Source organism: Lysobacter sp. M2-1 (genome assembly GCF_022662495.1).
Lineage (GTDB): Bacteria > Pseudomonadota > Gammaproteobacteria > Xanthomonadales > Xanthomonadaceae > JAKPBU01.
The window spans coordinates 121,979-133,508 of the sequence record NZ_JAKPBU010000009.1; the positions used below are offsets into that span (position 1 = coordinate 121,979).

Consider the following 11,530-nt stretch of genomic DNA (forward strand, 5'->3'; position numbering starts at 1 on the left):
ATTCGGACGCGACCGCTGCGCAACGCTAGCGGAGACCCCGCATAAGCATGGTGAGCGTGGTGTAGCGCCTGGTCTCGATCCAACCAGATCAATTACCTGCCCACGGCCCGCTGTCGTGCGCACAGCGCACGCTACGCGGACCGCCCGTGTGACCGACGTACAGGTTTTCCTGCCGATGCTTGCCTAGGGCGTACCCGAGCTTGCGTTCGCTAGATGTCGCGTACGCGCGGCTGCACAGCATGCGCCGCGCCTGATGTGTCACCGCGATGTCACCGCGGTTTCAATCGCACGAAACCGCGGTGGCAAACGACACGGCGACTGTGGAAGCCTTGCGCGCCTCCTCCGTATGGACACGCCGCCATGGTCGATCCGCTGCGCACCGAGTACACCCCTCCTCCGCCCCCACCTCCGGCCGAGCAACCCGGTGAAAAACAGCACACCGTGCAGCAAGGCGAGAACCTGCAGCAGATCGCCGACGAGCACCGCACCACGCCGCAGGCGATCCTCGACATCAATCCGCATGTGCGCGACCCGAGCCTGCTCAACGCCGGCGAAGTGCTGAACATGCCCGACGCCACCGTGGACCCGCAGGTGTCGCGCACCGTCGACGCCGTGCTGTCCGCGGACGCCACCGCCGAGCAGAAGAACGAAGCCAACGTGCGGCTGCAGGATTACGTCGATAGCAACGGCGGCCTCGGCGGCACGGGCGTGGCACCCGAAACGCTGCCGGGCGTAGCCGTCGGCCTGCTGACGGATGCAGGCCTGCCCACGGTGCCGAAGGAAGTCGTGTCCGCGGTCGACCAGGTCATCGGTCCGGACGCAAGCTTCGACCAGCGCATCGCCGGCTACCAGGCGGTCGCCGGCTACGTGGACCAGGTCGGCGGCGTGAGCGATCAGGGCATCACCGCCGAAGCGCTGCCCGCGCAGGCCGCGCGGATGCTGCGCGAGGCCGGCACCGACGTGCGCCTGCGCCCGGAAGTGATTACCAGCGTCAACGGCCTGCTGGCCGATGACGCGACGCCGGCCGATCGCGAAGCGGCCTACGCCACCGTGCAGCGCTACGTCGACCAGGTCGGCGGCATCGGCGATGCGGGCATCCTCGCCGACGCCCTGCCGCTCAAGGCCGCGCACCTGCTGGCGGACGCCGGTAATCCCGCGCTGCGCTTCGACCCGCGCGTACTGCAGGCGGTGGACGCGGTGATCGCGCCCGGCGCCAGCGACGCGCAGACGCTGGCGGGCTACGACGCGTTGCAACAGTACGTCGACGAGGTCGGCGGCATCGGCGACCAGGGCATCACCGCCGACTACCTGCCCGCGAAGGCCGCCGAACTGCTGCGCGAAAACGGCACCGAGGTGCAGCTGGAGGCGGCACCCAACGCCTCGGTCGAGCAGGTGGTGCAGATCATGGAAGCCGGCGCCACGCCGGCCGAGCAGGTCCGGATCCTCGGCGAGGCCTATGCCCAGGCCGATCCGCAGACCCGGCGCGACCTGCTGGCAAATTCGCAGGTGCAGCAGGCCCTGCGGGCCGCGGCCTTCGACGCCACCGCACCGCTGACCCAGACGCCGGACAGCTCGCAGGGCCAGGCCGTGCCCTTCTTGGATGCCGCGAACAACCTCAATGCGCTGACCCAGGACCTGGATCCCGCACTGGTGGCCGCGGTGCTGGAGAACACCACCAGCGCGTATTCGAACTACGCGCTCAACGATTACGGCGGGCCGACCGGGATGGAAGGCACCGCGACCTTCCTGCGGGTGCTCGACCGCGCCGCCGGCACGCCGGAAGGCCAGGCTGCGATCCAGGCGCTGGCCAACACCGGACTGGGTCTGGATCGGAATGGCCTGTACCAGCACGGCGCCGAGGGCGGTACGCCCGCCTTCGCGATCGCCGCGGGCTACGGGCAGGACATCGTGATGGAAGGCGTGAATACCTATGCCGGCTCGACGGTGAAGGACAGCGCCGACGCCTACATCCAGCACACCCAGGAACTGAACTGGCTGATCGCCAACCAGGGCGGGACGATGACGCCCGAGCAGCTCGAGCTTGCGATCAAGGACTACATCGCCCGCCAGGGTCCCGGCTGGGAGCAGACCGCCAACGAGCTCAAGGAGCAGCTCGCGCAGGACGGGCTGGAGCTGCAGGCGCAGATCGAGACCCTGCTGGCGGCCGGCGGTTACGAGGACGAGGTCGCCGCGCTGCTCGACGATCCGAACAATCAGTTCGCGCTGACCACCGCGCTGGGCAACCATCCCGAAGCCGTCACCGACCGCACGTTGAGCCTGTTGTCCGGGCTGGGCAAGACCACCGAGAGCGGACGCCGCACGCTGGAGATCGCGGCCAATGCGTACATCAAGTCGCAGGTGCTGCAGCCGCTGGCGAGCTACGACCCGGCCGATCCGAATTCCGTCGCGCAGCTGCAATCGACGCTCAACCGGCTCAAGGCGCCGGGCATGTCGACCGCGCTGGGCATCGACCAGCCCAAGCTGGACCGCGCGGTACAGGCGCTGCAGGACTCGCTGCAAGGCCCCAACGCCACCCAGGCCGATCTCGATCGGGCGATGGCCAAGCTCAACAGCGACCTGGACGGCGCGGCCCTGTCCAAGACCACGCCGGCTGGACAGCTGTTCCGCGCCCTGGGCGTGGGTCTGGCGGGCATCAACCTGGCCTCGTCGCTGCAGCGCGCCGGGCGCGATCCGGCCGCACTGGAGAACTGGGGCAAGGTCGTGACCGACAGCCTGGGCGTGAGCCAGAAGACCGCCGAGATCATGTTCGCGCGCGGCGCCGGCGGCACCGGCACGGAGCTGCTGGCGAGCAGGACCGCCGGTCGCATCGTCAGCGGCCTGAGCGCGGCCGCGGACGGCTGGCTGGCCGCAAGCGCCTTCGCCAAAGGCGATCCCGCGCTGGGCACGCTGTACTCGGTGGCCGCGGCCGGCGGCGCGCTGGCGACCGCGTCCAGCTTCGGCCTGGTCGGCGCCTGGGGCGGACCGGTCGGCATCGGCCTGACCGCGATCGCCGCGCTCGGCGTCTATGCCGTGCAGAGCACGCGCGACTCCAACGTGCACATGGACGATCCGGATACCGCGCCGTTCCTGGAGTTCTCCGGTCTGGATGCCGAAACCGCCCAGGCGCTGACCGACCAGAGCGGCGAAGGCCATAGTCCGATGCCGCTGCTGGTGAAGTACGCCGAACTCAAGGGCTACGACATGAGCAATCCGCAGCACCAGCAGCAGTTCACCGCCTGGCTCAACGGCATGTCGGGCGAGCAGCTCGACCACGTACGCAACTGGGTGCACAACATCGCCGACGAATTCGACGGCGATGCCGGCCGGCTCGGCGCCGACAGCAACGTGGTGCTGGAACGCGAATGGATCTACAGCACCGCTGGCGCGGCCGAGGTCTATGGCACACCCGATACCGTGGGCGAGCTCGATGCACTGATGCAGCAGCTCTACGGCGCGACGCCGCTGCCGGCGGTGTAGGCGCGCAGCATGCGGCGAGTGGTTCGAATGGCGCGTGCGTCGGGGGCGTAGCCCGACCTACGGGAGCGTGCTCGATGTAGGAGCGCCTCTTAGGCGCGACCGGAATCCCGCACGCGCGAGCTGACTGATGGGCCGCGGCATCACGCCGCGGCCAGCACGTCCATGCACACCACCTCGCCGTTGCCCATGGGCACCAGCACGCCGACGTCGTGGTCGCACAGCACCGCTTCGGCCGTGGCCAGGATGCGCGCGGCGAGCAGGGCGTTGGCCTTGCATTGGAAGGTTTCGTGAAAGGGGCCGCTCCGCACGACGAATCCGCACGGTTCTTCGGTGATCTCGACCATCTGCCTGCTCCAGCGGGGGAAAGAAGTCCCCGGTCCAGCTCACGACTTGCTCATAGTCGCGGTCTGTTCCCTTGCGGAGCGGCATCCGATGCCTGCGCATGACCGTGCTACCGGGGTGCGCTCAGGATGCGGGCCGGATGTGACCGGGTCATTCAGGCGACTACCCGAATCGGCCTAGGAAAAATCCTAGTCCGGGGTAGGAAAACCCCGCGGCGTAGGTGGCGGCGGGACAGCTGGGCGGCTGGGGTACCGGGGGCGAGTCACGGCTCGCGGCTGACGCCGCTCCTACAGGGGTAGGAACGGCCGGGACATGAGACGGGCGCTCAGGCGATGTCGGCGGTGGTCCAGACGCCGTCGACCAGGCGCTGGATGCGGTGCGGGTTGGCGTTGCGCAGCTCCGGCGGCAGGCGGTCGTCGCCGACGTTGTCGTAGGCCTGCAGCGCGGCGAAGCGATGGATCGCGGCGGGCATGCCCACCGAGGTGAAGCCGGCATGGCTGGTGCTCGGGTACGGGCCGCCGTGCTGCATGGCCGCGCTCACCGCCACGCCGGTGGGCCATTTGTCGTTGATCAGGCGCCCCACCTTCGGGCGCAGCGCGGCGGCGATGCGCGCGTAGTCCGCATCGTCGCTGCCATCGCCGGCCGCGAACACGCTGCCGGTGAGGTTGCCGTCGAATGCGCGTGCGGCTTCCACCGCCTGATCCGCATTGTCATAGCGCACCAGCAGCGAGACCGGACCAAAAGCTTCCTGCTGCAGGGCTTGCGCGTTGGCGAGGAAGTCTTCCGCTGCCACCGACATCAGGCTCGGCGCGTAGCGCGCACCGGGGCCGCTGGCTTCGGCACTGCCGGCCACGACCTGCGCGCCGGCCGCGCGCAGGTCGCGCACCCCGTTGGCGAGGTGCTGCTGCACGCCCTGCGAGAACAGCACCGCCGGCGCTGCGGCGGCGAAGTGCTGCGCCGCCGCGGCGACGAAGGCATCGCCCGCCTCGCCTGCGGGCAGCAGCACGATCCCGGGGTTGGTGCAGAACTGTCCGCTGCCCATCGTGCAGGAGGCGAAGAATTCCTGTGCCAGCGCCTCGCCGCGCTCGCGCACGGCTCCGGGCAGCAGGAACACCGGGTTCACGCTCGACATCTCCGCATAGATCGGAATCCCGGCGCGATCGGCCGCGGCCTTGAGCGCCAGCCCGCCGCCGCGACTGCCGGTGAAGCCGATCGCGCCCAGCCGACGATCGCCGGCCAGCGCCAGGCCCAGCGCCGGGTCGAAGTCGTACAGCAACTGCACGCTGGCGGCGGGCAGGCCTGCGGCGAGCACGGCTTCGTGCGCGATGCGCGCCAGCAGCTGGCTGGTCGCCGGGTGCGAAGGATGCGCCTTGGCGATGACCGGATTGCGCGCGGCGATGGCCGAGGCGAAGTCGCTGCCGGCCACGGCGTTGAACGCGAACGGAAAGTTGTTCGGGCCCATGACCAGCACCGGCTTGTGCAGGGGCGCGTAATGCGCGCGCAGCCCCGCCTTGGTGTCGATCACCGGATGCGTCCACGCGCGCTCACGCACCGCCTGCGCGGCCAGGCGCAGCTGCCCGGTGGTGCGCGGCAGTTCCACCGCCGCCAGCCGCGTCGGCGCCGGCAGCGCGGTTTCGGCATGCGCGGTGGCGACCAGTTCTTCCGCTGCGGCCTCGATGCCGCTGGCGTAGCGTTCGAAGAAATCGGCGATCCGTTCCGGCGACGTCCGCGCGAGTTCGTCGGCCACCGCCACCGCGGTGGCGAGCGCGCGTTCGATGTCCTTCCCACCCGAGCGCGGAAACTCAGGCCCGATCGCCTCGCCCGTAGCCGGATCGACCGCACGGAAGCCTCCGACGATCTCGGAGCTGGATTGCCATGCGCCTTCGATCAGAACCTGTTCCATCCATCATCTCCGTTGGGCGGGCCCAAGCCCGCCGCCATTCTGCGCTGTTGCTGCAGTGCTGTTGGTTGTTTGCTGGCTGCTATTCGCAATTTTCTATTCGCTATTCGCTATGGCTATTGCTGTTCTTGCTTTCACCGAACTCACATCCCGCTCCAGCCGCCGCAGTTCTGCCTTTCACTGAACCTCAGATCCAGATCCAACCGCACACCCGGAGGGCGGCCGCCACGGATGGCGGCCGTTTTCGGAGCGGACATGGATGTCCGCTGCGAAAATGGCGACGGCACCTCATGTCCCTTGAGCGGTTTTGACGTCACGAGGAAGGTGCTTTCTTTTGGTTACTTTTCTTTGCACCAGCAAAGAAAAGTAACTCGCCGGCAGGCGAAAGCCGTTGACCTTCGCTCTTGATAGGCAAGACGAGATCCAGCCTTGGCCAAGTACTGCAGCGTAACGATCTTGATTCCATCTTTAGATCAAGAGCTTTCGCCTGAAGGCGAGGTACTTTCATTTGCTGGCCCAAAAGAAAGTACCCAAAGAAAACGGCCTACTCGTGACGTCAAAACCGCTCAAGGCATGTGGGTGCCGACGGAATTTTCGGACTCGCCATCCATGGCTCGGTCCGAAAACGCCGGCCATCTATGGCCGGCGCCCTCCGGGTTTTCGGGAAGAACCGCGCCTGGGAGCATGCGAAGGTCAAAATCAGGAGCGCTGGACCAGCGCGTCCGTAACGCCGGCGGAATCAAAAGCTCGGTCGCGTCGCGATCGCACGGTCGATCACCCGCAGCGCCGCTTCGCGCTCGGCCCCTTCCACCACCAGCCGCGGTGCACGCACGCGTTCGCTGCCCATGTCCACGCGCTCCTGCATCAGCTTGATCAGCTGCACGAACTTGGGCACCGTGTCCATGCGCAGCAGCGGCAGCAGCCAGGCGTACAGGTCCATCGCGGCGCCCGCACCGCCCTCGCGCGCGAGTTCGTACAGGCGCACAGATTCGTGCGGGAAGGCGTTGACCACGCCGGCGATCCAGCCGACCGCGCCCATCGCCACGCCTTCGACGATCGCATCGTCCATGCCCACCAGCAGTTCAAGGCGGTCGCCGAGCAGCGCGCGGATCGCGGCGAAGCGGCGGATGTCGCAGGACGATTCCTTCACCGCCTGCAGCAGCGGGAATTCAGCAGCCAGTTCGGCGATCTGCTCGGGGATGAAATCGGTCTTGTAGGCGACCGGGTTGTTGTAGAGCAGCACCGGCAGGCCGGTCGCGGCGAGGATCGCACGCATGTGCGCGCCCATTTCGCGCCAGTCGGTGGAATACACGTACGGCGGCAACGCCATGAGCCCGCGCGCGCCAAGGCGTTCGGATTCCTGCGCCAGGCGCACGGCTTCGGCCGTGGACAGCGCGGCGATGCCGGGAATCACCGGCGCGCGATCGCCGAGCGCTTCCACCAGGGTGCGGACGATCGCGAGCTTCTCGTCGAACGCAAGCGTGGCGCCCTCGCCCAGCGAACCGAGCGGCACGATGCCGGTGCAGCCGGCGTCGATGAGCTGGTTGGCATGCTTGGCCAGGAAGGCATGGTCGACCGTGCCGTCAGCGGTGAACGGGGTGGTGATGGCGGGGATCACGCCGCGCCAGAAAGGTGCATTGCTCATGGGTTTAGGTCCGTTGCGATCTGCTTGGGAGGGAATGCGGGTGTTCGCGTCAGCGCGCGTCGATGCCGAAGGCGAAGGGATCGTCGTCCTCGATCAGCAGCCGGCCGTCGGCCATCACGTGGGCACGGCCGGTGATGCGCGGGCGGATGCGACCGTCGCCCAGGTCGGCATAGCTGCCTTCGAACACGCTGCCGATCACGCTCTCCATGCGCATGACCTGGCCCGGCGCCAGCGCGCGGTCGGCGGCCAGGCAGGCGAGCTTGGCGGAGAACCCGGTGCCACACGGCGAGCGGTCGTAAGCCAGGCCGGGACACAGGACGAAGTTGCGCGCCTGGTTGGCGGGATCGAGCGCGGCGGCGCCGAGTTCGACATGATCGATCTCGGCACCATTCGCGCCATGGATGCCGGTTATCTGCAGCGCGCGGCGGATCGCCTCGGTGTAGGCGGTGAGTTCGCGCCAGTGCGCCAGCACCAGCGGCAGGGGGCTGGCGGCGGTGAGGAAGAACCAGTTGCCGCCCCAGGCCACGTCGCCGCGCACCGGGCCGTAGCCCGGCACCTCGACCGTGACCGCCGCCGCATGCCGGTAGCTGTCGACGTTGTCGATGGAGACGCGGCCATCGTCGTGGAGTTGCGCGATCACGGTCCCGACCGGCGTGTCGATGGCGTGGCGCCCGGGCCCGATCCGGCCCATATGCGCCAAGGTCCGCACCAGGCCGATGGTGCCGTGCCCGCACATGCCCAGGGTGCCCACGTTGTTGAAGAAGATCACCGAGGCGACCGAGCCGGCTTCCACCGGCGGCAGCAGCAGCGCGCCGACCATGGTGTCCGAGCCGCGCGGCTCGCAGGCCACGGCGTTGCGCCAGTGGTCGTGCTCGCGCGCAAACACGGCGCGCCGTTCCGCGAGGCTGCCGGTACCCAGATCGGGCGCGCCGGACACCACCACGCGGGTCGGTTCGCCGCCGGTGTGGGAGTCGATGACCTCGATCGTGCGCATGCCGACATGGTCGGCGCGCAGGCGTGGTGCGTCTAGCCGCGATCCGCCGATGCCGATGCGGAAATCGGCATAATCGATCCGTGACCGACCGACCGCCCATCCGTGTCGAAGCCGACCTGCTGCAGGCGCTGTTCGATGCCCTGCCCGACGTGGTGTTCTTCCTCAAGGATGCGCACGGGCGCTACACCCACGCCAATCTCACCCTGGTGCGCAGGCTCGGGCTGGCACGGCGCGAGGACCTGGTCGGGCGCACGCCGGCGCTGCTGTTCCCGCCGAAGCTGGGATCGGCCTATGCCGGACAGGACAACCGGGTGCTGGGCGGGCACGCGATCGAAGACCAACTCGAGATCCACCTGTTTCCCAACCGCACCCCCGGCTGGTGCCTGACCCGCAAGACCCCGCTGCGCGAGGACGGACGCATCGTCGGGTTGATCGGCATTTCCCGCGACCTGGCGCAACCCGACGGACGCCAGCCCGGCTACGCGCGGCTGCGCCGCGTGCTCGATCATATGGAAACGCACTTTTCGGAAGCCGTGCGCATGCAGGCGCTGGCGGACCTGGCCGGACTCTCGCTCTCGCAGCTTGAGAGGCAGTTCCGCCGCGTGTTCCACCTCACGCCGCAGCAATGGCTGACCCGCCTGCGCATCGAAGCGGCGATGCAGCAGCTGCAGGGCGACGACACCATCGCCGCGATCGGCCAGTCCTGCGGCTTCAGCGACCAGAGCGCCTTCAGCCGCCAGTTCAAGGCGATGGTGGGGCTGACGCCGCGCGATTACCGGCGCCTGGCTCCGACGGCCGGCGCCGCGACGACATGAGCATCTGGGCCGCGGCGTAGAGCACCACCACGACCACCAGCCAGCGCAGCCACACCAGCGGTAACGACTTCACCACGAACGCCGCAATCAGCACACCCGGGATGCCGCCGACGGTCAAGCCCAGCGCCGCGGCCAGGTCGTAGCGGCCGGTGCGTACGAAGGCCGCGCCGCCCACCGGCATCAGGAACGCGCACGCACCCATCATGATCGGGAACGCGGCGATCGGATTCATGCCGAGCAGGCTCACCAGGATCAGGCACGGCGCGTACAGGCCGATGCCGAGCATCATCAACGCGCCGAGCACGAAACTCATCGCCACCGCGAACACAAGGCGTGCGCCGTGCAGGCCCAGCGCCTCGCCGCCACCGGGCAGCCATTCCAGGTTGGCCGCGGCGAACAGCGCCGCCGAGATCACCAGCGCCACGCCCATGCCGATCTGGATGGCGCGACGCGGCAGCCGTGACACCACGCCCACGCCGCACCAGGCCCCGGCCACCGCCGCGGCGATCATGCCGACCAGGGTCGTCAGGTCCACGCTCACGACCGCAATGAAGATCAGCGCCTGCGCAACGGTGGGCAGGGCGTGACCGACATTGAGCGTGGCGGGAATGCGTTCGTCGGCGACGCGGTGACGCAGCTTGAAGATCGCGGTGGTGGTGGCGAACGATCCGATGCCGAGCGTATCGAAGAAATTGGCCACGAAGCCGGTCAGCCCGTCGAGCCAGCCCAGGCGGCGCGATGCTGCCGGCACCCCCGCGTCCGCATGCCGGCGCCGCCGTTCGAGCACGTACCAGCGCGCGGCGTAGCCCAGCGAGAGCAACGCCAATGCGGCGATCAGGATGGCAGGCCCGGTGGCGATGGTGTCCAGGACGATCCTCCGTGCAGTCAGCCGCATCGTCGGCCGGACCCGCCGCGCTGGCTTGCGGCGCTTCCGCGCCGTTGGTGCGGATTACCGCATAGTCACGCCTGACCGCCGTCTCTAGCATGGATTTCTTTATCCACCGCATCCCGTGACGAGTCTTGCGCAACCCCGACATGTGCTGGTGATCGGCGCCGGAGTCGTCGGTCATGCCTGCGCGCTGGCGCTGCAGGCGCGCGGTTACCCGGTGACGCTGACCGATCCGGACCGTGCCGGCCTGGCCGCCTCCTGGGGCAATGCCGGGCATATCGCCACCGAACAGGTCGAACCCCTGGCCTCGCTGGCCGTGCTGCGGTCGGCCGCACGCCGGCACTACGCCTTCGGCGGCGCGCTGGACATCCGCAATCCGGTGCAGCTGGCGCCGTGGATCCTGCGCTACCTGAGGGCCTGCGCCCCGCGACGCTTCGAGGCGGGCCGGGAGGCGCTGCGCGGCCTGCTGGCCGATGCCCTGCCCGCCTGGCGCCGGCTCGCGGCCGCGGTGCAGGCGCCGCAGCTGCTGTGCGAGACGGGGCATTGGGTGTGCTGGGAATCGGCGGGTTCAGCCAAGCGCGGACGCCGCGGCTGGCGCAGTGCAGACACCGGCACCGCGGGCTTCGCCGACCTGGCGGAGGACCGGCTCGAATCATTGCGCACGCGCCTGCGTGCACCACTGGCCGGAGCTATCGCATTCGAAGGCACCGCGCAGATCGCCGACCCGGTCGCGCTGTCCGGTGCGCTCGCCGCGCAGTTCGCGCGCAACGGTGGCGAACGGCGCTTCGACCGGATCGATGCGCTGATCGAACGGGACGGACGCGTGCATGCGCGCAGCGCGGACGGCGTCACTCCCGAGGCCGACGCCATCCTGGTCTGCGCCGGCGTGCGCTCGCGCGAACTGATGGCCTCGATCGGGGTGACGGCGCCGCTGGTCGCCGAGCGCGGCTACCACCTGCAGTGGCGCGACCACGAATGGCCCGAACTGCCGCCGGTGGTGTTCGAGGACCGGTCGATGATCGTCACCCGCTTCGAGAGCGGGCTGCGCGTCGCCAGCTTTGTCGAATACGCCGCGGTCGATGCGCCGCCCGACCCGGGGAAATGGCGGCGCCTGCACGAACATGTGCGGCAGCTCGGCATCCCGGTCCACGGCGAACCCGTGCAATGGTTCGGTGCGCGTCCCACCTTGCCGGACTACCTGCCCGCGATCGGGCGCAGTGCCCGCCATCGCAGCCTGTACTACGCCTTCGGTCACCAGCACCTCGGGCTGACGCTGGCGGCGATCACGGGTGAAATGATCGGCGGTGTAATGGCCGGCGATGACGGCGCAGGCAGCGAAGCGTTCGCGATCGAACGCTTCGGGCGGTAGAGCGAGCGTCAGTCTTGTGGGGGGGGGGGGGGGGGGGGGGGGGGGGGGGGGGGGGGGGGGGGGGGGAGACCCGCAGGAGAAGACACGCGGCCACCCGCC

At 69.2% G+C, this 11,530-nt stretch carries 8 protein-coding genes; 3 read left to right on the plus strand and 5 right to left on the minus strand.

Annotated elements, in window-relative coordinates; all coding sequences use genetic code 11:
- Positions 1 to 360 precede the first annotated feature (360 nt).
- Positions 361 to 3,477, plus strand: a complete 3,117-nt coding sequence (locus tag MC375_RS14790) for a LysM domain-containing protein (protein ID WP_242104167.1) — start codon at positions 361 to 363, stop codon at positions 3,475 to 3,477.
- Positions 3,478 to 3,617: 140 nt separating this feature from the next.
- Here MC375_RS14790 and MC375_RS14795 read toward each other — a convergent pair whose 3' ends face one another.
- From MC375_RS14795 to MC375_RS14810, 4 genes are all read right to left on the minus strand, one after another.
- The gene (locus tag MC375_RS14795) at positions 3,618 to 3,821 is read right to left on the minus strand and encodes a hypothetical protein (protein WP_242104168.1); all 204 of its coding nucleotides are present in this window, start codon (positions 3,819 to 3,821) and stop codon (positions 3,618 to 3,620) included.
- Between the two features lie 323 nt (positions 3,822 to 4,144).
- Positions 4,145 to 5,722 carry an aldehyde dehydrogenase (NADP(+)) gene (locus MC375_RS14800; RefSeq protein WP_242104169.1) on the minus strand — a complete coding sequence of 526 codons (1,578 nt, stop codon included), beginning with the start codon at positions 5,720 to 5,722 and terminating at the stop codon, positions 4,145 to 4,147.
- Positions 5,723 to 6,458: 736 nt separating this feature from the next.
- Positions 6,459 to 7,364, minus strand: coding sequence for a dihydrodipicolinate synthase family protein (locus tag MC375_RS14805; RefSeq protein WP_242104170.1), 906 nt, complete (start codon positions 7,362 to 7,364; stop codon positions 6,459 to 6,461).
- 49 nt (positions 7,365 to 7,413) lie between these two features.
- Positions 7,414 to 8,358 carry a 4-hydroxyproline epimerase gene (locus MC375_RS14810; RefSeq protein ID WP_242104171.1) on the minus strand — a complete coding sequence of 315 codons (945 nt, stop codon included), beginning with the start codon at positions 8,356 to 8,358 and terminating at the stop codon, positions 7,414 to 7,416.
- 98 nt (positions 8,359 to 8,456) lie between these two features.
- Here MC375_RS14810 and MC375_RS14815 point away from each other — a divergent pair, with 98 nt between their 5' ends.
- Positions 8,457 to 9,173, plus strand: a complete 717-nt coding sequence (locus MC375_RS14815; RefSeq protein WP_242104203.1) for an AraC family transcriptional regulator — start codon at positions 8,457 to 8,459, stop codon at positions 9,171 to 9,173.
- On the opposite strand, the gene MC375_RS14820 is transcribed toward MC375_RS14815, so the two are convergent.
- The gene (locus MC375_RS14820; protein ID WP_242104172.1) at positions 9,100 to 10,068 is read right to left on the minus strand and encodes a sulfite exporter TauE/SafE family protein; all 969 of its coding nucleotides are present in this window, start codon (positions 10,066 to 10,068) and stop codon (positions 9,100 to 9,102) included. The two genes, MC375_RS14815 and MC375_RS14820, sit on opposite strands and share 74 nt — an antisense overlap.
- 115 nt (positions 10,069 to 10,183) lie before the next feature.
- On the opposite strand from MC375_RS14820, the gene MC375_RS14825 reads away from it, so the two are divergent.
- Positions 10,184 to 11,431 (plus strand): FAD-binding oxidoreductase, encoded by a 1,248-nt coding sequence (locus tag MC375_RS14825; protein WP_345779292.1) that lies wholly within the window; start codon positions 10,184 to 10,186, stop codon positions 11,429 to 11,431.
- The last annotated feature ends 99 nt before the right edge of the window (positions 11,432 to 11,530 follow it).